Source organism: Mycobacterium liflandii, assembly GCF_022354805.1.
GTDB lineage: Bacteria > Actinomycetota > Actinomycetes > Mycobacteriales > Mycobacteriaceae > Mycobacterium > Mycobacterium marinum.
The window spans coordinates 540827-559926 of the sequence record NZ_CP023138.1; the positions used below are offsets into that span (position 1 = coordinate 540827).

The window sequence follows — 19100 nt, forward strand, 5'->3', positions numbered from 1 at the left end:
ATAACGAGGAGACAGCGGATGGCAGATCGAATCCATGTGGAGCCGGCGCACCTGCGCGAAGCCGCTGCCCATCACGAGCAAACCTCCGAATACCTGCGCAGCGTGCCGTCGTCGCACGCTGCGATACAGGAGAGCCTGAACTCATTGGGGCCGATCTTCAGTGAGCTGCGCGACGCCGGTCGCGATCTTCTCGAGCTACGACGCCAGTGCTACGAGCAGCAGGCCGACGACCATGCCGACATCGCGCAGAACCTGCGGACCTCCGCGGCGATGTGGGACCAGCACGAGCAAGACGCGGCTCACGATTTCGGCGGCATCGTCGACAACGGTCGATGACAGACGCCAACCCCGCGTTCGACACCGTCCATCCCAGCGGGCACATTCTGGTCCGGTCGTGCCGGGCCGGCTACATGCACAGCGTGGCCTTGAGCGAGGGAGCGATGGAGACCGACGCCGCTGCGCTGGCCGAGGGAATTTTGCTGACAGCCGATGTCTCATGTCTGAAGGCTTTGCTAGAAGTACGCGAAGAGATCGTCGCGGCCGGCCACACGCCATCGGCGGAGGTGCCGACCAACCGAGATCTCGACGTCGCCATCGAGCGCCTGCTGGCACACCAATTACGGCCGCGCCGCCGCTGATCGGCTAGAGCAGCCAGGGTTTGGCGGTATCGGGATCGGGTGCGATGTCGGTGGGTGGTTCGACGGGATTGGCGCCAAACAGTTCCCGCGCGCGGCTTAGCAGAGAACGCACCTCATCGAGTTGCTGCTGCAGCGCAGAATCAGCCATGGCCTCACGCTACCGAGGCCCGCTCGTCGGCACAATTCACCATCTGCGACGCCCCGTGAGGTGCCGGTACGCTGAGCCGATGGCGATTTTCGGGCGACGGACGGCGCGTCAGCGCCTCCGCAAAGCCGCCCAGGAATCCCTGGCCATCCCGGCGTTCAGCTCTCCGCCGGACTGCACCCCATGGGTGATCGGCGGGCTATGGCCCACCGAACTGTCGCGGGATGCGCCCGAAACTGCCACGCTGGCAGAGTATTTGGAAGCCGACCTGCAGCGAATCGCCGATTCCGCCAATGAGGAACTGGCTAGCCTGCGCCACGCGGTAATGCTTGATTCGGACCGACGTGCCGCGGAGGCCAGGGTGATCGACGAAGCCCGCGCGCGGGCGGTGCAACGAGTCGAGTCGGCACGGAATCAACTACGTGAAGGGGCGTCAACCGAGCCGCCCGTCGCACCACGAGACATCGCCGATCCGAACGCGGGCGAACCGGGATCGCAACCGCAACCGCCGATGGCCGGGCGCCCCGACGCGGTCGATGCGGCCCGGGCAGCGGCTCGAGCTCCGGCACCGGCTGTGCCGGAGTCGGACGACCAGCGGCTGCGTCGACTGCTGATGTTCGTGGCCCGCCAGGAGCCTCGCCTGAACTGGGCGATTGGGCGACAGTCAGAAGGCACGGTGCTGGTCAACGACGTCGCCCACGGCTGGATACCTCCCGGGATTGCCCTTCCACAGGGCGTCCGGTTGCTGCCCCCGAAGCGGCGCAGCGGCCGGCTCGCCGCACTGGTCGACGCGGCGACGGGTTCGCTGAGCTATAGCCCGGGCGATCCGCTGCCCTGGGCGGATGAAGACACCGCGACGAGATCCTCGGTGCGGCCGCGTGAGTTGCCGATGGCCGACAATGTGGCCCGAGAGCTCTGTGACGCCACCCGCAGCCGTGTCGGGTTGCCGAGGATGGCGCACGTACTGGCCAAGGCGGCTGATGCCGGGACGGCCGTGGTGGAAGACGAAATCGACCTTTTGCGAGTGCATCTCGACACTGCGCGGCACCAGATTGTGGCCCACTACCCCAGCATCGATGGTGAGGTGTTGCTCAACTGCATGTTGTTGGCGGCCACCGCAAGCAGTGTCAACGGCGACGCGGTGACGGCGAACTACCACCTGGCCTGGTTTCGGGAACTCAATGCGTGACCACTCGCCGACCGAATCGGCCACCGGTGCATACACGCTCGACGTCGCGTTTGAATTGACGGTGGCTACAGCCGTGGACATACTGTCTTGGTGTCGGGGCCCGGCGGTCGCGCGGAATTGAGCGACAAAGACCTCGTTGAATCCGTCCTTCGCGAACTGAGCGAGGCGGCCGACAAATGGGAAGCCCTTGTCGCGCAGGCGGAGAATGTCACCTACAGCGTGGACCTGGGATGTGTTCACGCTGTGGCCAATTCCGACGGCCGGTTACTGAAGTTGACGCTGCATCCCGGCGTCATGACCGGCTACTCCCATGCTGAGCTGGCCGATCGATTGAACGTCGCCCTCGCCGCGCTGCGTGAAGAGGCGAAAGCCGAGAACGAGGCCCGCTACGTCGGGCCTTTGCAGTAACCGGGCGCCGGATTGTCCTGCGGTGCAATGAGTTCGAAATGGTCATCCGGCGGCTCGGATAGATTATCTGCACCACAGCCTCTTTCGCATCATCGGTGCGGCATCCGGGCTAGATTGGTGGACCATGACCTGGTTGACGATCGCCTTGGTGGCCTTGGTGGGCTTCCTGGTGATGGGCAGCGGCCTGTTGTTGTTCACCTTTGTGCGCAAGGCTCGACGTGGCGTCAGGCCGCCAACATCGGATCCCAATGCTTCGTCCTACTTGAACGCGGTGTTCGGGGGCGCGCCACCAACCCCGTTGCCCCAGTGGGCGCACCACGACGAGGCATTCGACGAGGACCCCGAGGGCGGCGACTCGCGCCACGGCGCAGCCGGCTAGGTCGCGGGTCAGGTTAGGGTCATCGCCCTTCGCCGGGAGGCCCGGCGAAGGCCTGCGCGATCTGTAGCCATTGCCGCGCATCCTCGCCGGTCGCGGTGAGGTGCAGGGAGCTCAACGGTCGCCGCTGGGTGACCAGGAAGCAGAAATCTTCGGCGGGCCCGGTGACCCGCTGGGCCGCATCGGCCGGTCCCCACGACCAGAGGTCACCGCCGGGGCCGCGCAGCTCGACCAGGAACTGCTCGGTGGGCGGGGCCAGGTTGTTGACGAAGTAGGCGTAGTCGCGGGTGCGCACACCCAGGTGTGCAATCGAGCGCAGCCGGTCGGTGGCGGGCCGGGTGACACCGAGGGCGTCGGCAACATCAAGCCCGTGCGCCCAGGTCTCCATCAAGCGCGCGGTGGCCATTGACGCGGCGCTCATGGGTGGTCCGAACCACGGCAACTTGCGTCCGTCGGCAACATTGAGCAGCGCCTCATGCAGTCGGCCGCGGGTGAGCCGCCAATCGCTGAGCAGCTCCGCCGGCGGCATCGCCGCAAGCTCCTCGGCGCCCTCGTCCACGAAGCCGGCCGGGTTGGCGGCCGCCGCGGTCAGTACGTCGGCGAACCCCGCCTCGTCGGTCACCGCGGTGAGTGCCACGCGATCGGTCCACAGCAGGTGCGCGATCTGGTGTGCGATGCTCCACCCCGGTGCCGGGGTCAGCTCGCTCCACCGCTGCGGTGCCAGCGGCGCCACCAGGGCGTCCAGGTCGTCGCTTTCTGCCTCCAGGTCAGCCACGATCGGGCCGGGACCCGCCATTGTCAACCTCCCTCAACGTTCGAGGCCGAACTCCGCCGGCCGACGATGCTGTGCACACAAAGTCCGAGCAGATAGATCACCGAGCCGACCAACACAAAGACCGGCGCGCGCCCGTCGTCGGGAATCAAGGCCGCGGCCACGGTAACCGAGACGATATACGAGACCCAGAACAGCGCATCCTGCACGGCGAACACGTGTCCCCGCAGCGCGTCATCGACATCGATCTGCATCGCCGAGTCGGCGCACAGCTTGACCACCTGACCGGCCACTCCCAGCAGAAACCCGCACACCACCATGACCGGGAGCAGCAGGCCCGCGCCGGCAAGCTGGATGACCGCGGCGGCGGCCAGGGCGCCATTTGTCGTGGCGTAGCGCCCCCAGCGCCTGATCAGGCCCGGGGTGAGCACGTTTGCCAGGAACGCCCCGAGGCCGGTTGCGGCGAAGAACAGCAGTGCCGTGCCCAACCCTTCGACGTCCACGTCTCGCATGTGATGGACCAGCAGCAAGATCAGCAGGGAGTTGACGCCGACCACCATTCGGTGGGCCGCCAGACCGGACAGCGCGGCGGCCACCGTCGGGAGCTGGACGACCGTACGCACCCCGTGCATCCAGCCGGTGATAACCGCGTACACGGCCGATCCGTGGATCGCGCGCTTGGTGTCGTCGGGGCCGAGCACCCGGGGGGCGAACCGCAGGGCCAGCAGCAGTGAAATCGCGACCGGAATCATCGCGGTGAAAATGACCGCGGCGGCGCCATGATCACCGCCACCGGCCAGCCATCGGGGCAGCAACATGAAGTTGGCGCCCACAAACGCCGCGACCGCACCCGAGGCGGTGGCCACCGAATTCATCGTGACCACCTGCTCGCGCGGCACCACATGGGGCAACGACGCCGACAGCCCCGAGGCGACGAACCGGGCCAGACCATTGGCCAACAGCGCGACAAACAGCAGCAGCAGATCGCCCGCCTCAAACGCCAGAATGGTCCCGATCCCGGCAATGAGGATCAATCGACCGATATTGGCGCCGACGATCACCAAGCGCCGATCCCAACGGTCCATCAGCGCACCGGCAAACGGGCCCAGCAGGGAGTACGGCAAGAACAGCACCGCGAACGCGCGCGCAATGGCCATCGGATCGGCGGCGCGGTCCGGATTGAACAGCAAGGCCCCGGCCAGCCCCGCCTGAAAGAGGCCATCACCGAACTGGCTGGCGATGCGCACCTGAAGCAGCCGCCAAAAATCAGGCGGACTCCTTACCGACCGCCACAATTCGACGGGTGCGCTGGCGTGCATCCGTCTGCGAATCACAGACCCCCACTTCCACGATCGAGCGAAGGTTAGCCCGATTTCGCACCGTGCGGACCCAACAACGCTACAAATATCTGCCGACAGTGCTCGTTTAACCCGGTGATGATGCTGTTAGTGCCGTGGTGTGAATGCCATGATGTTGGGGTGGCGCCGCAGGAAGATCCAGAAGACGATGTTGCGCCTGCCGCACAACGGGTGCGAGCGGGTACGTTGCTGCTGGCCAATACCGACCTGCTCGAGCCCACCTTCCGGCGCAGCGTCATCTATATCGTCGAGCACAACGACGGCGGGACGCTGGGTGTGGTGCTCAACCGGCCCAGCGAGACCGCCGTGCACAACGTATTGCCGCAGTGGGCCAAGCTTGCGGCCAAGCCCAAGACGATGTTCATCGGCGGGCCGGTGAAGCGCGACGCTGCCCTGTGCCTGGCGACGTTGCGGGTCGGGGCCGATCCGGGTGGAGTGTCGGGTCTGCGCCATGTTGCCGGCCGGATCGTGATGGTCGATCTCGACGCCGACCCCGACCTGATCGCACCGTTGGTCGAAGGCGTGCGAATTTTTGCGGGCTATTCCGGGTGGACCATCGGGCAGCTCGAGGGCGAAATCGAACGTGATGACTGGATCGTGCTGTCGGCCTTGCCATCTGACGTTCTGGTACCGCCGCGGGCCGACTTGTGGGGCCGGACATTGCGACGGCAGCCCTGGCCGCTTTCGCTGTTGGCGACCCACCCGATCGACGTCAGCCGGAACTGAGGCTCTCCCCCCGCTCGTCGGGTTCGGCGACGGCGGGCAGGGCGGCCGAGTCGGCTGGGTCGACCACTTTTCTCCCCAGCTTGCTGGCGATCACCGCGCCCACCACGAGCTGCAACTGGTGATAGATCATCAACGGCAGCATGACCACGCCGGATATCGCCTCGGGGAACATCACCATCGCCATCGGCAGTCCGGACACCAGACTCTTCTGGGAACCACAGAACATCAGCACGACCGAGTTGTCGCGATTGAGGTGAGCGGCTCGTCCCAGCGCCGTGGTGATCCCCAAGGCCAGGGCGAGAAGCGCATCGAGGGCCACCACCGCCACCAAGTGCCACGCGTCGACCTTGGTCCATCCACCCGTCGCCACCCCGAGCGAGTAGGCCGCGTACACCAACAGCAGGATGGCGGCGCGATCGATCCAGCGCATCAGGCCTGGATGCCGCGCGTTGAGCGCACCGATCCAGCGCCTGGCCAGCTGCCCCAGCACAAACGGTACGAACAGTTGCAGCACAAAATCGGCCAGTGCGCTCTCTTCGGCCTGGGAGCCACCGCCGATGTCCATCAAGAACAGCACCAGTATCGGAGCGAGCAGCACACCGAGGATGTTGGACAACGACGCGCTGACTATCGCCGCCGACACGTGCCCACGCGCGATCGAGGTGAACAGGATCGCTGACTGCATCGTCGAGGAGACCAGGCACATGAACAGCAGTCCGCTGTGCAGCTCTTCGTCCATCCAGGACCGCACCAGCGCGCGGATGGCCAGCCCGAGGATCGGGAATATGAGGAATGTGGTGATCAGCACCAGCGCATGAAGGCGCCATTGGCGTAGCCCGTGCCAGGCCTGCTCGAGGGACAGCTTGCCGCCATAGAGGAAAAACAACACGGAGACGGCCACCCGGGCGGCGACGATCACCGCGTCGCTGGCGGCACCGCGTGCCGGTAGCAGGACGGCGGCCAATATGCCCCCCAGCACCATCAGCAGCACTGGGTCTAACCGGATCCCCCGCTGCCGTGCCACCGGATGCTCAGTGGCAGGAGAGCGTACAACCAGCGCAGGAGCCGCTACAGGAGGCTTCGTCGGGAATCGTATCCACGCGGCTCAGCGCAAACCGCGCGCTCTGCCACGAACCGGCGGCCAGTGTGCCCAACGCGCCCGCGACGCACACGATCAACACCACCAAGGCGGTGTGCGGGGAGGCCGCGAGCGCCACCACCCCGCCGGCGCTCAACATGACCGCGGCCGCCAGCTGGGTGGGTGCCATCGCTCGCAATGCGAGCTGAGTCGAGTCGGTGACATCGGCGCGGGCGAGTGACCACGCTCCGAATAGGGCGGACGCCGCCGCCGCACACATGCAGAGCACACCGGCGATCATCATGGAGTCACAATACGAGGTCGTGACCGAGTTCGCTTGATCAAGGGGCGATCGGATCAACCCCCCGGGGTAATGGGCGTCGGGAGTCAGCGCGACGGGGCGGGCGCGGCGGCGACCGGCGGCGCCGCAGCTACTTGGCCCGGCACGGCCTGCAGCGCGGGCGTCAGATTGGGCGCGGGCGCCTGAGCCGGCGCCGTCGCGGCCGCCGGGTGATGAGGTATCGACACGGGTGCCTGAGCGGGTGCGGCCGGCGACGCGGCCCGAGCCGGGGTCTGCGGCGCTACCGCAGTGGCTGCGCCGGCCCGGGCGGGTGTGTGACCGGCTGCCGTCGGGGTCGCCACCCGGAATCCATTGATGATCGCGTCGGTGGCGGGGGCATCGGCCACCGCCTGGGACTGCGCCGTGGTGACCGAGAGCGACACCAGGTAGTTCTCACTACCCGAGGCGGCGATGACGTGGCGCCGGGAGGTGTTCAGCGTCATGTCGTTTTCGCGGTAGGTGCCCTCGATGACCGACGACGGGAAGCCACCGAACTCGGCCATCGAGGCGTTGGTCGTCCGCCAGGCGAGCAAGTTCTGACTGTCCACAAAGCCATGGGAGATGGCCTCGGCGGGATCCAGATCGCCGACCAGCTTGTACACCACCACCTGCGCGTTCGATGTGTACACGCTGTTGCCGCCCACTCGGTCGGCAATCACGGCGAACGCGTCGGGCACGTTGGGGTCGGGCACCGGCGTCCAGCGCGGGGGCATGGGCAGGGTGATCTCGAGTGCGTTGAACCCCTGCGGTCGCTGCGCCTCGGGCTTGACGCCCTTGCCGTTGAGGTAGTCGCGCACGGTCCCGGTGACGGCGGGTGTTATCGCCGGGGCTACCGGCGCCGCGACGGGCAGCTGCCCGGCGGCGGGGACTTGCCCGGCGGCGGGCATTTGTCCGGTGGCGGGGATGGCGGCCGGTACCGGCGCGGCCGTCGCGGCCGGAACCTGCATCGGGGCGGGCACCTGCGCGGGAGCCGGGGCGAACCGGTTGGTGATGCTCCCGGGGGAGGCATTGAGGTTCTGGACGGGCGGAACCGCCGCTTGGGCGGGAGCCGGTGCGGGCGACGGGGGCTGCGGATAGAGCGGGTCGGCCGACGCCGTGCCGCTCGCGATCAGTGTGACGCCGACGAAGCCGGCGGCCAAGCACCCTGCGAACCCTCGCCAAGTGCGCGCGATGTGGATCATTTGCGTCGGTCCCTCCGAAACTATTCGGGCGGCGCTGCCCGCTACCGAAGCTGAATGTAACTAGCTGGCGGCGGCAGCTACCAGGACCGAAACAGACCTGGGATGAACATCTGATCGGTGTGCAACGCAACCGAGACCAACCCGTGGCCGTGGGCTACGGGCCAGCCGCTGCAAAGCCGCCCTTATACCCTGTTGGGCGTGACCGAATCGCCGACCACGACACCTGGCAGCACGTCCGGTGCCCCCTCTTGTGTCCCCTCCGGTGTTAACGACGCGGAATCCGACGCTCCGCGGCATCGCTACACCGCCGAGCTAGCGGCCGGAGTGGAGCGGACCTGGCAGCAGAACTGGGCCCGCCTGGGCACGTTCAACGTGCCCAACCCGGTTGGATCGCTCGCACCGTCGGACGGTTCCCCGGTGCCCGAGGACAAGCTGTTCGTCCAGGACATGTTTCCCTATCCATCCGGGGAGGGCCTGCACGTCGGGCACCCGTTGGGCTACATCGCCACCGACGTGTTCGCCCGCTATCACCGGATGAAGGGCCGCAACGTGCTGCATGCGTTGGGGTTCGACGCCTTCGGTCTGCCGGCCGAGCAGTATGCCGTGCAAACCGGCACCCACCCACGGACCAGGACCGAGGCCAACGTCGTCAACTTCCGGCGCCAGCTGGGCCGGCTGGGGCTGGGCCACGACAGCCGGCGGAGCTTCTCCACCACCGACGTCGAGTTCTACAAGTGGACCCAGTGGATCTTCCTGCAGATCTACAACGCGTGGTTCGACGCGGCAGCCAACAAGGCTCGCCCGATATCGGAGTTGGTCGCAGAGTTTGATTCCGGGGCCAGAAGTCTGGTCGACGGCCGGGACTGGTCCACGCTGTCGGCGGGGGAGCGGGCCGACGTGATCGATGACCACCGGTTGGTCTACCGGGCGGATTCGATGGTGAATTGGTGTCCTGGACTGGGCACGGTGCTGGCCAACGAGGAAGTGACATCCGATGGACGCAGCGACCGCGGCAACTTCCCCGTATTTCGCAAGCGGCTTCGGCAATGGATGATGCGGATCACCGCATACTCCGATCGGCTGCTCGACGACCTCGATGTGCTGGACTGGCCGGACCAGGTCAAGACCATGCAGCGCAACTGGATCGGGCGCTCGACGGGTGCCTCCGCGCTCTTTACGGCAACCAGGTCCAACGGTGAGACGGTCGGCCTCGAAGTGTTCACCACTCGCCCCGACACCCTGTTCGGTGCCACCTATCTGGTTCTGGCCCCCGAACACGACCTGGTCGACGATCTGGTTGGGGCCGGGTGGCCAGCCGGTGTGGACCCGCTGTGGACCGGTGGTGGTGCCACGCCGGCCGAGGCCGTGGCCGCCTACCGTCGCGCTATCGCGGCCAAGTCCGACCTCGAGCGTCAGGAAAGCAAAGAGAAGACCGGCGTCTTCCTGGGTAGCCACGCGATCAATCCTGCCACTGGCCAGCCGGTGCCGATATTCATCGCTGACTACGTGCTGGCCGGCTACGGCACCGGGGCCATCATGGCAGTTCCGGGCCATGATCAGCGGGACTGGGATTTCGCGAGAGCACTGGGACTTCCGGTCGTCGAAGTCATTGCCGGCGGCGACATTTCGCAGGCCGCCTACACCGGCGACGGCGTCCTGGTGAACTCGGGATTCCTCGACGGCATGAGCGTGGGGGAGGCAAAGCAGGCCATCACCGCTCGGCTGGACTCCGACGGCCATGGCCAGGCCCGCATCGAATTCAAGCTGCGTGACTGGCTTTTCGCGCGTCAGCGGTATTGGGGTGAACCATTCCCGATCGTGTACGACGCGGATGGACGCCCGCACGCACTTGATGAGTCGGCGCTTCCCGTCGAACTGCCCGATGTGCCGGACTATTCGCCGGTGCTTTTCGACCCCGACGATACGAACAGCGAGCCGTCGCCGCCGCTGGGCAAGGCGACCGAGTGGGTGCACGTCGAGTTGGATCTCGGCGATGGGCTCAAGCCGTACAGCCGCGACACCAACGTGATGCCGCAGTGGGCGGGCAGCTCCTGGTACGAGCTGCGCTATACCGATCCGCACAACGCAGATCGGTTCTGCGCCAAGGAAAATGAGACGTACTGGATGGGGCCGAGGCCGGCCGAACACGGCCCGGACGACCCGGGTGGCGTCGACTTGTACGTCGGTGGCGCCGAGCACGCGGTGCTGCATCTGCTCTATGCCAGGTTCTGGCACAAGGTGTTGTACGACTTGGGCCACGTCAGCTCTCGCGAGCCCTACCGCAAGCTGATCAACCAGGGCTACATTCAGGCCTTCGCCTATACCGACGCGCGGGGATCCTACGTACCTGCCGAAGAGGTCATCGTACGTGACGGCGGGTTTGTGTATCCCGGTGCCGACGGCGAGATCGAGGTCTTTCAGGAATTCGGGAAAATCGGTAAGAGCCTGAAGAATTCGATATCGCCCGACGAGATCTGCGACGACTATGGCGCGGACACCCTGCGGGTGTACGAGATGTCGATGGGCCCTATCGAGGCTTCACGCCCGTGGGCGACCAAAGACGTTATCGGCGCGTATCGCTTCTTGCAGCGGGTGTGGCGGCTGGTGATCGACGAAAACACCGGCGAGATCCTGGTGGCCGATACGCCCGCTGAGTTGGACACCGACACGCTGCGGGCGCTGCACCGCGCTATCGCCGGGATGGCTGAAGACTATGCGGCACTGAGAAATAACACCGCGGTCGCCAAGCTGATCGAGTACACCAACTTCCTCACCAAGCGCCATCGCGATGCCGTGCCCCGAGCTGCCATCGAGCCGCTGGTGCTGATGGTGGCCCCGCTGGCCCCGCACCTGGCCGAAGAGTTGTGGCAGCGGCTGGGTCACACCACTTCGTTGGCGCACGGACCATTCCCGGCAGCCGATCCGGCCTATCTGATCGACGACACCGTCGAATATCCGGTTCAGGTCAACGGCAAGGTGCGGGGCCGGGTTGTGGTGGCCGCCGACGCGGATGACGATGCGGTCAAAGCCGCTGCCCTAGCCGATCAGAAGGTGCAGGCGTTCCTGGCGGGCGCAAGCCCGCGGAAGGTGATTGTGGTCGCCGGCCGTCTGGTGAATCTTGTTGTTTGACCGCGATTCCAAACCCGGGGCGGGTGTCCTCAGCGGGGTCGGATGACCACTTCGTGGACGTGACCGTCCGGTGGCGTGGCTACCACATTGGCCACCACCTCGGCGACCGTGTCGGCGCGCATGAACCTTGCGGGATCGTAGGTTCCGCCCTCGAAATCGACGAGCTCCCTCTGCATGTCGGTGTCGGTGCGGCCGGGATAGACGGTCGTCACGCGAAGCGTGGGCTCATCGGTGCGCAACGAGTCAGCAAATGCCCGTAAGGCGAATTTACTGGCCGAATAGGATGCCATCCCGGCGGAAACGTTGCGCCCGGCCCCGGAGTTGATGAAGACAACCTGGCCGCGGGCACTTCGCAGCGCCGGCAGCAGCGCCAGCGTAAGAGCAACGGCACCAAAGAGATTGACGTTGAAGGTGGCGCGCCATTCGTCGATGTGCGAATCGCCGAAATGCCCCGGGATGGAAAGTCCGGCATTGTGTATCAATACGTCGAGTTCATCGACGATCCCGCAGCTGGTTTCGATCGACTCGTCATCGGTGAGGTCCAGCGGAAACGTAGTGGCGCCGAACTGATCTGCCACAGCGTCGAGTTGGGCGGAAGGCCGGCCGGCCAGCAACAGGGTGTGCGTCGGCGCCAATGCGGCAGCGATCGCAGCACCGATGCCGCGGCTGGCGCCGGTGATGAGTGCAGTTGGCATGGGTCTAGCTGACACCAATCCGTTTATCGGTCAATTACTTTCATCCCCGCCCGGGCGTGGCGGCGTCGTCCTCCGGGGCATTGGCGGGTTCGCCGCAGGCCAAGCGTTCGAGCGGGGTCAGAGCCGTCATCAGGGTTTCGAGGTCGGAGTGGGGGAGTTGGTCGAGCATCGCGGCCAGGGCGGCGTGCCGGTTGGCCAGCGACTTGGCGTGAACGGAGCGTCCTTGTGGGGTGATGTCGACAAGCACCGCCCGCAAGTCCGATGGGTCGCGCGAGCGTTTCACCAGGCCGATCTTCTCCAGGCGACGGATCGCCACGGTGGTGGTGGGAGTTCGCACCCGCTCATGCGCGGCCAAGTCGGTCATCCGGATGGGACCCCGATCGAGTAGGGTAACCAGAATCGATAATTGCGCCGACGTCAATTCGCCGGCGACCACTCCGTTAGGGTCGCCCCGGCGCAGTATCGAAAACAACTTGGATAACGCGCGGTGCAGACCCTCGGCCAGCTCCGTCACCTCGGGCGCGGTGGATTCGGTATCCGCCATAATTCGGCAGTCTAACCCGACATCTGGCCAGCGGTTGAGCCGATCTAGCCAGCCTGTTAAAGTACTTGGGCGAGAAACCGCTGCAGCCGTTCGGTGCGCGCGGCCTCGAATAGCTGCTCTGGGGGACCGGCTTCGACCACCGTCCCGTGGTCCATGAACACCACGGCATCCGAGGTTGAGCGGGCGAAACCCATTTCATGGGTGACCACAACCATGGTCATGCCGTCAGCGCCCAAGTCGGCGATCAGCGCCAAGATGCCCTTGACCATCTCTGGGTCCAGCGCCGAGGTTGCCTCGTCAAAGAACATCACCTGCGGGGCCATCGCGAGGGCACGCGCGATCGCAACGCGTTGTTGCTGCCCCCCGGACAACATGTCTGGGCGTGCATTGGCCTTGTGCTTCAGGCCAACTCGGTCTAGTTGGTCCAATGCGAGCATTCGCGCTTCTTCGTTGGATAGTCCGCGTAGCTTGCGTGGCGCCAGCGTGACGTTGTCGACAACGTTGCGGTGCGGGAACAGGTTGAAGTGCTGGAACACCATGCCGATGCGCTGCCGAAGGTCGTTGGGGTTGTCGCGCAATACCGATCGCCCGTCTAGCAGGATGTCTCCGCTGTCGGGCTCGTGCAGGCGGTTCAGGGTGCGAAGCAGCGTCGACTTGCCTGACCCGGACGGACCGATCACCGCCGCGGTGGTACCCGCGGGGACCTCCAAATCGACGCCACGCAGCACCACGCTGCCGCCCAGCGTTTGGTGAATACTCCTGGCCGCCAGACAAACCGGTTGTCGACCTGCATCCTGGCGGGTCACGTCATCTCCTCACCGATGGTGGAGCTGACGACTCCGGGGGGATCCTCCGGATCGAGGCGGCGGCGACCGCGGCGCAGCCGCGCGTCGATGTAGTTCACCAGATGCGTCAGCGGAACGGTCAACATCAGGTAGAAGATGCCCGCGGGCACCAGCGGCGACAGGTTGCCGGTTTGGGCGTTGAGGTCGCGCCCGACCTGGAAGAGTTCACGCTGTTGAGCGATCAGGCCAAGGAAGTACACTAGGGCCGAGGCCTTCAGCAACGCGATGAATTGATTGACCAGTGCGGGCAGCACCCGTCGCACGCCCTGGGGCACCACCACCAGCCGCATGGCCGCGGAGTAGCTGAAACCCAGCGCGCGGGAGGCCTCGAGTTGACCGGGGTCAACACTTTGGATTCCCGAACGCAGAATCTCACCGACATAGGCGCCGGCCATCAACCCCAGCGCCGCGATGCCCAACGGATAGGGATTGTTGTTGGTCAATCCGCCCACGATGGGTCCGACGCCCAACCCGATGATCAGGATGATCACCACCTCGGGCAGGCCGCGGAAAATGTCGGTGTAGACCCGGGCCGGCCAGCGCAGCCAGCGCTGGTGCGAGATTCCAGCGATCGCCAGCGCCATGCCGAGCGCCAGCCCGATGATGGTGGCGCTGAGGGTCAGGATCAACGTGTTGGGCAACCCGGTCTTGAACAACGTCGGGATGGCTTGCCGATACATGTCCCAGTCGAAGAAGGAGTCCCGCAACTGGGCCAGGGCCGATTTCGGTGCGGCCGGCCCCACCGGCTTGTGCCGATGGTTTGCGGCAATGGCTGCGAAATCGGGCAGGGTGGGCGCGGCGACGGCCCGAGAACCCGGCTTCCAGCCCGGCGGCAGGGTTCGGGGCACCCACTTGCTGTACAGCTGGGACCAGGTGCCGTCGGCGATGACGGCGTCCAGCCCCGCGTTGAGGGCATCGAGCAACGGCCGATTGTCTCGGGCCACCACATAGGCCACAAAGTCCCCCGCGCCGAACGTGTTCGCCACGAGCACGGCGGGATCGCCGGGCCGGATCGCATCCTCGGCCTGATTGCCGGGTGCCACCCAGGCGTCGATCTGGTGGGTCTTGAGGCTGCCGTACACGGTGGCAAAGTCGGGGTACTTCACCGGTTGCAGATGCAGGCTGTTCACCACATAGGCCTCTTCGACCGTGCCCTGAACCACGCCGATGCGTTGCCCCGGCGCCAGGTCACTGAACTTGGTTATTGCCGAACCTGGGGGCACCACCAGCGAGTAGTAGCCGAAGTCGTAGCCGTTGGTGAAGGCGACCGTGCGTCGCCTCGCCTCGGTCAATTTGACCGAGGCAGAGCCAACGTCGAAGCGTCGCGCCGCCACCTGGGCCAGCAGCCCGGAGAAGTCGGTGCCAACAAAGCGGACTTGCAGGCCCAGCTTGGCTGCGATGGCGCGCAAGAGTTCGTTATCGAAGCCGGTGAACTGCCCGGTGGAGTTGATGCAAGTGTTGGGCGGAGCGTCGGACAGGGTGCCCGCCGTCAAGACTCCGGGCGTGCCTAGCCCCAGGTCGCCAATGTTCACCGAACTCAGCGGCACAACCCCCGCGGTGGTCTGGACGTCTTCGTCCGAGCCGGCAGTCGTCGCACTGGACAGATCGGCGGGCAGGACCATGGCACTGTCCACACCGGCCGGTGCGCACTGATTGTGGTCCGCCTGGGCGGGCGCCGCCAGCGACAAGCCCAACACGATCAGGATCGTCGCGGACACCGCGAGCATTCTCTTCCCGCCGCGAGCACGGGGATACACGGTTGAACTCATCACCGCCACCGTATCGATCAAGCGGGCGGTGTGTGCTGCTCAGAATGCGAGCCGGGTCGCCTCAGGGGTCTCGACAACAATTTTGGGGCGCGACGGCAGCGGCGCTACCGGCGCGGCCGCTGCATGGCCGTTGTTGCGGCACGCTTGCTCATGCGGGGTGAACACCTGGCGCCGAAACAGTTCGGTCAGCATCGTTTGCGCCATCAACTCGGAGCGGCCGCTACAGGCCGCGCGCGCGGCCTGCGGGTCACGTCGATGTATCGCCGAATGCTCGTCTTCGTAGAAGGGCAGCATGTCTTCGCGCCGGTACTGGTAGCTCGCCCAAAACGCGCCGGGTATCAGGTTTTGCGACGCGCGAATGAGGGCCTGCAGTCGTGGTCCCGCGTACTCCTCGTTGATCGTTCTGCGGTATTCCGAGGTGAGTTCGGCAAAGATCCGAGCGTCCTTGGCGGCGCGAAGCGTTCGCATCAGCCCGTCGAGCTCTCCCAGAATCCGAGACGTGGGATTGGCCGCGGTGCGCGCGGACGCCATGCCATTGAGCACGCCCTCGAGCTCGTAGTGTTCGAGAACGGTCGATTGGTCGAAGCGTTCCACGAACGCTCCTCGGTGATAGCGCGTGGACACGACTCCGTCGTGTTCGAGCTGGACCAACGCCTCCTGGATGGGGACCCGGCTGACCCCGAGGCTCCCTGCGATCTCGTTGCGGTCGACACGGTCGCCGCTTCGTAGTTTGCCAGTCAGAATCAGGTTGAGGAGGTGCGCAACAACCTGGTCTTTTTCCTTGACCCCATATTTCTTTGGCATCGGTTTCGTCGAGTCTCTTTTCGGCCCGGTCCGGCAATCAGCGCTGGAAGTTTCTCACGACTGGGCACGCAAATTCTCAGATTTGACGATTAAATTTACGTTCTCGAAAGTCAGCGGCTGTCACGCCATCTGCACAACGCCTCGGCAGCTGCCAGGTCGTAGTCGGGCCCATCGCACCCGACGGTCAGCAGTGTGACTCCCAGACCGGCGAGTGCGTCGGCGTCGGCGCTGAGCCTGCCGCTGTCCTGAAGCGCGGCAGAACGCTCGATGGTGGCCGGATCCCGACCGACGTCGGCGCAGTGCCGGGCGAGCACCGCGGACTTCGCCGGGAACTCGTCAACGCCGGTGAAGCTGTGCCAGATGTCAGCGTGTTCGGCGACCAGCCGTAGCGTCTTGCGTTCGCCCCCGCCGCCGATCAGGACCGGAATGCCGCGAGTAGGCGCCGGGTTCAGCTTCGCCAGCCGCGTCTTGATCCGGGGGAGGGCGCCGGCTAGATCGTCGAGACGGCTGCCTGCGGTGCCGAACTCGTACCCGTATTCGTCGTAGTCCTTCTGCTTCCAGCCCGAACCGATCCCCAGGATGAGCCGGCCGTCGCAAATGTGGTCGACGGTGCGAGCCATATCGGCCAGCAACTCCGGATTGCGGTAGGAGTTGCAGGTCACCAGCGCGCCGATCTGGATGCGCGAGGTCTGTTCGGCCCAGGCCGCCAGCATGGTCCAACACTCGAAATGGGCTCCATCGGGGTCGCCGAACAGCGGGAAGAAGTGGTCCCAGTTGAAGGCGATGTCGACACCGATGTCTTCGCACCGGCGCACGGCATCGCGGATATCGCCGTAGTGCGAGGCGTGTTGTGGCTGCAGCTGAACGCCGATACGCAAAGGTCGATCGGGATGTACGGGTGAGGTCATGAGACCACCGTAGGCGCGTTGCGGCGCGGGCTCAGCGCCCGCCGAGCACCCCACGCAGGATCTCGACCAGGACCCGGGGTTGGTCGCTTTGCACCGAATGACCCGAGTTCTCGACCGTCTGTGCGCCACGAAAACCCTTCGCACGCCCGCGCAGCTCGGCGATGTCCTCGTCGCTGACGAAGCCCGACTTACCGCCGCGCACCAGGGTGACCGGCGCTGCCAACGCATCGACGTCCCAGAGGACGGCGAAGTCGGGGAAAGCGCGGATGGCGTCATAACGCCATGCCCAGTTGCCGTTCTCCAGCCGCCGAGAGTTGTGGAACACGCCGCGGCGCAGAGCCTTTACTTCGCGATGTGGTGCCGCGGCGACCGTCAGATCCAGCATGGCCTGGAAGCTGGGAAACTCCCGCTCTCCGTGCATCAGGGCAACCGTGCCGCGCTGCTCCGCGGTCATTTCAGCGTGGCGCTGCAAGGCAGAGGGGGTGACGTCGATGAGCACCAGCTCGTCGACGAGTTCGGGTGCCAGGGCGCCAAGCCGTATCGCGGTCAGCCCGCCTAGCGACATCCCGACAACGAATTCGGCTTCGGGTGCCAGCTCGCGCAGCGCCGGTACCAGTGCGTCCGCGTTGTGCTGGGGTGAATAGTCACCGTCCTGACGCCAGGCCGAATGGCCGTGGCCGGGAAGGTCCACCGCCAGCGCTGGTTCGCCAAGACCGACGATCACGGTGTCCCAGGTGTGGGCGTTTTGCCCCCCGCCATGCAGAAAGATCACCCGCGGGGCGCGGCCGCCCCAGCGCAACGCGCTGATCCTGGTCTCGGCCGCGCCGACTTCGATGCGCTCCACTTCCGGAAGCGGACCCGTCACCCCGGCCTGTTCGGCATTCTCGGCCAGCAGGTCGAACTCGGTGAGGCCGGTCAGATCGTCGGGGAAGGAGTCGGTCACACCTGCGACTCTACGAGCTGCGCCGAGCGTCACGCTGGGGTGACGCTCGGCGCAGAAAGCCACGCTGGCGTGACGCTCGGTAAGAAGGGGTTAGCCCTCGATGATGAACTCTTCGAGCTGGGTGCGCGCAACGTCGTCGGCCAGCTGCTTCGGCGGGCTCTTCATCAGGTAGGCCGATGCCGGGATGACCGGGCCACCGATGCCGCGGTCCTTGGCGATCTTGGCCGCCCGCACCGCGTCGATGATGATGCCCGCCGAGTTCGGCGAGTCCCACACCTCGAGCTTGTACTCCAGGTTCAGCGGCACGTCACCGAAGGCGCGGCCTTCCAGGCGCACGTAGGCCCACTTGCGGTCATCGAGCCAGGCCACGTGGTCGGACGGGCCGATGTGGACGTTCTTGTCCTCGACCTTGCCGGCCAGCGAGCCGGTGAGGTTGGACGTCACGGCTTGGGTCTTGGAGATCTTCTTGGACTCCAGGCGCTCGCGCTCGAGCATGTTCTTGAAGTCCATGTTGCCGCCGACGTTGAGCTGGTAGGTGCGGTCCAGGGTGACCCCGCGGTCCTCGAACAGCTTGGCCATCACGCGGTGGGTGATGGTGGCGCCGACCTGGCTCTTGATGTCGTCGCCGATGATCGGCACGCTGGCGTCCTTGAACTTCTTGGCCCAGGCCGGGTCGGAGGCGATGAACACCGGCAGCGCGTTGACGAACGCCACGCCGGCGTCGATGGCGCACTGGGCGTAGAACTTGTCGGCCTCCTCGGAGCCCACCGGCAGGTAGGACACCAGGACGTCGACCTTGTTGTCCTTGAGGACCTTCACCACGTCGACCGGCTCGTCGTCGGACAGCTCGATGGTGTCGGCGTAGTACTTGCCGATGCCGTCGAGCGTCGGGCCGCGCTGCACCACCACGTTGGTGGGCGCCACGTCGGCGATCTTGATGGTGTTGTTCTCCGAGGCGAAGATCGCGTCGGACAGATCGAAGCCGACCTTCTTGGCGTCGACGTCGAAAGCCGCCACGAACTTGACGTCGCGCACGTGGTACGGGCCGAACCGCACGTGCATGAGGCCGGGCACCATCGAGTTGTCGTCGGCATTTTGGTAGTACTCGACGCCCTGGACCAGCGAGGACGCGCAGTTGCCGACGCCGACAATGGCGACTCGTACCTCAGGCTGCGCACCCGGCGCGCCTAGCGGCTTCTTCTCACTCATTCGGGCGTTCTCCTAACCTCATTGCTTCTGCGGTGTCTAGGCA

General features: G+C 65.8%; 21 protein-coding genes. 7 read left to right on the plus strand and 14 right to left on the minus strand.

From position 1 onward, the window contains the following. Nucleotides 1-18 precede the first annotated feature (18 nt). Complete coding sequence (locus CKW46_RS02575; protein WP_015353913.1) at nucleotides 19-336, plus strand: ESX-1 secretion-associated protein; 318 nt, start codon at nucleotides 19-21, stop codon at nucleotides 334-336. Then, nucleotides 333-638, plus strand: coding sequence for a DUF2694 family protein (locus CKW46_RS02580; RefSeq protein WP_015353914.1), 306 nt, complete (start codon nucleotides 333-335; stop codon nucleotides 636-638). The genes CKW46_RS02575 and CKW46_RS02580 overlap by 4 nt, the downstream gene beginning before the upstream one ends. A 4-nt stretch (nucleotides 639-642) precedes the next feature. Here the strand turns inward: CKW46_RS02580 and CKW46_RS02585 are convergent, their stop codons facing one another. Next, nucleotides 643-786 carry a hypothetical protein gene (locus CKW46_RS02585; RefSeq protein WP_020727578.1) on the minus strand — a complete coding sequence of 48 codons (144 nt, stop codon included), beginning with the start codon at nucleotides 784-786 and terminating at the stop codon, nucleotides 643-645. 79 nt (nucleotides 787-865) lie between these two features. Here CKW46_RS02585 and CKW46_RS02590 point away from each other — a divergent pair, with 79 nt between their 5' ends. From CKW46_RS02590 to CKW46_RS02600, 3 genes are all read left to right on the plus strand, one after another. Continuing rightward, a complete protein-coding gene (locus tag CKW46_RS02590; protein WP_117437348.1) occupies nucleotides 866-1972 on the plus strand; it encodes a DUF5631 domain-containing protein in 1107 nt (368 codons plus the stop codon). An 87-nt stretch (nucleotides 1973-2059) separates the two neighbouring features. Continuing rightward, nucleotides 2060-2380 (plus strand): DUF2710 family protein, encoded by a 321-nt coding sequence (locus CKW46_RS02595; RefSeq protein ID WP_085981818.1) that lies wholly within the window; start codon nucleotides 2060-2062, stop codon nucleotides 2378-2380. 124 nt (nucleotides 2381-2504) lie between these two features. Next, nucleotides 2505-2759, plus strand: a complete 255-nt coding sequence (locus CKW46_RS02600; protein ID WP_015353918.1) for a hypothetical protein — start codon at nucleotides 2505-2507, stop codon at nucleotides 2757-2759. A gap of 19 nt (nucleotides 2760-2778) precedes the next feature. Here the strand turns inward: CKW46_RS02600 and CKW46_RS02605 are convergent, their stop codons facing one another. Then, nucleotides 2779-3552, minus strand: a complete 774-nt coding sequence (locus tag CKW46_RS02605; RefSeq protein WP_015353919.1) for a TIGR03084 family metal-binding protein — start codon at nucleotides 3550-3552, stop codon at nucleotides 2779-2781. A 2-nt stretch (nucleotides 3553-3554) separates the two neighbouring features. Next, nucleotides 3555-4847 carry an MFS transporter gene (locus CKW46_RS02610; RefSeq protein ID WP_015353920.1) on the minus strand — a complete coding sequence of 431 codons (1293 nt, stop codon included), beginning with the start codon at nucleotides 4845-4847 and terminating at the stop codon, nucleotides 3555-3557. Between the two features lie 120 nt (nucleotides 4848-4967). Here CKW46_RS02610 and CKW46_RS02615 point away from each other — a divergent pair, with 120 nt between their 5' ends. Then, nucleotides 4968-5612, plus strand: a complete 645-nt coding sequence (locus CKW46_RS02615; RefSeq protein WP_117437372.1) for a YqgE/AlgH family protein — start codon at nucleotides 4968-4970, stop codon at nucleotides 5610-5612. On the opposite strand, the gene CKW46_RS02620 is transcribed toward CKW46_RS02615, so the two are convergent. The 3 genes from CKW46_RS02620 to CKW46_RS02630 all read right to left on the minus strand — a co-directional run bounded on the left by CKW46_RS02620 (nucleotide 5599) and on the right by CKW46_RS02630 (nucleotide 8211). Next, nucleotides 5599-6636, minus strand: a complete 1038-nt coding sequence (locus CKW46_RS02620) for a bile acid:sodium symporter family protein (RefSeq protein ID WP_482052764.1) — start codon at nucleotides 6634-6636, stop codon at nucleotides 5599-5601. The two genes, CKW46_RS02615 and CKW46_RS02620, sit on opposite strands and share 14 nt — an antisense overlap. 7 nt (nucleotides 6637-6643) lie before the next feature. After that, on the minus strand, nucleotides 6644-6994 hold the full coding sequence (locus CKW46_RS02625) for a hypothetical protein (protein ID WP_012392061.1): 351 nt from the start codon (nucleotides 6992-6994) through the stop codon (nucleotides 6644-6646). Nucleotides 6995-7077: 83 nt separating this feature from the next. Further along, nucleotides 7078-8211 carry an LpqN/LpqT family lipoprotein gene (locus CKW46_RS02630; RefSeq protein WP_482052765.1) on the minus strand — a complete coding sequence of 378 codons (1134 nt, stop codon included), beginning with the start codon at nucleotides 8209-8211 and terminating at the stop codon, nucleotides 7078-7080. 198 nt (nucleotides 8212-8409) lie between these two features. Here CKW46_RS02630 and leuS point away from each other — a divergent pair, with 198 nt between their 5' ends. Beyond that, nucleotides 8410-11340, plus strand: coding sequence for a leucine--tRNA ligase (leuS, locus tag CKW46_RS02635; RefSeq protein ID WP_482053502.1), 2931 nt, complete (start codon nucleotides 8410-8412; stop codon nucleotides 11338-11340). Nucleotides 11341-11369: 29 nt separating this feature from the next. Here leuS and CKW46_RS02640 read toward each other — a convergent pair whose 3' ends face one another. The 8 genes from CKW46_RS02640 to CKW46_RS02675 form a co-directional block, all read right to left on the minus strand. Then, entirely contained in the window at nucleotides 11370-12035 is a 666-nt protein-coding gene (locus CKW46_RS02640) for an SDR family oxidoreductase (protein ID WP_117437343.1), read from the minus strand. 40 nt (nucleotides 12036-12075) lie between these two features. Next, a complete protein-coding gene (locus CKW46_RS02645; RefSeq protein WP_117437342.1) occupies nucleotides 12076-12579 on the minus strand; it encodes a MarR family winged helix-turn-helix transcriptional regulator in 504 nt (167 codons plus the stop codon). Between the two features lie 56 nt (nucleotides 12580-12635). Further along, nucleotides 12636-13385 (minus strand): amino acid ABC transporter ATP-binding protein, encoded by a 750-nt coding sequence (locus tag CKW46_RS02650; RefSeq protein ID WP_012392066.1) that lies wholly within the window; start codon nucleotides 13383-13385, stop codon nucleotides 12636-12638. Then, nucleotides 13382-15151, minus strand: coding sequence for an ABC transporter substrate-binding protein/permease (locus tag CKW46_RS02655; protein ID WP_482053503.1), 1770 nt, complete (start codon nucleotides 15149-15151; stop codon nucleotides 13382-13384). Before CKW46_RS02655 ends, CKW46_RS02650 begins: the two co-directional genes overlap by 4 nt. 81 nt (nucleotides 15152-15232) lie before the next feature. Next, the gene (locus CKW46_RS02660; RefSeq protein ID WP_117437339.1) at nucleotides 15233-15997 is read right to left on the minus strand and encodes a GntR family transcriptional regulator; all 765 of its coding nucleotides are present in this window, start codon (nucleotides 15995-15997) and stop codon (nucleotides 15233-15235) included. Between the two features lie 110 nt (nucleotides 15998-16107). After that, on the minus strand, nucleotides 16108-16905 hold the full coding sequence (locus tag CKW46_RS02665; protein WP_482052766.1) for an LLM class F420-dependent oxidoreductase: 798 nt from the start codon (nucleotides 16903-16905) through the stop codon (nucleotides 16108-16110). Between the two features lie 31 nt (nucleotides 16906-16936). Then, complete coding sequence (locus CKW46_RS02670; protein ID WP_015353930.1) at nucleotides 16937-17848, minus strand: Rv0045c family esterase; 912 nt, start codon at nucleotides 17846-17848, stop codon at nucleotides 16937-16939. Nucleotides 17849-17938: 90 nt separating this feature from the next. Beyond that, nucleotides 17939-19057 (minus strand): inositol-3-phosphate synthase, encoded by a 1119-nt coding sequence (locus CKW46_RS02675; protein ID WP_482052767.1) that lies wholly within the window; start codon nucleotides 19055-19057, stop codon nucleotides 17939-17941. Nucleotides 19058-19100: the final 43 nt, after the last annotated feature.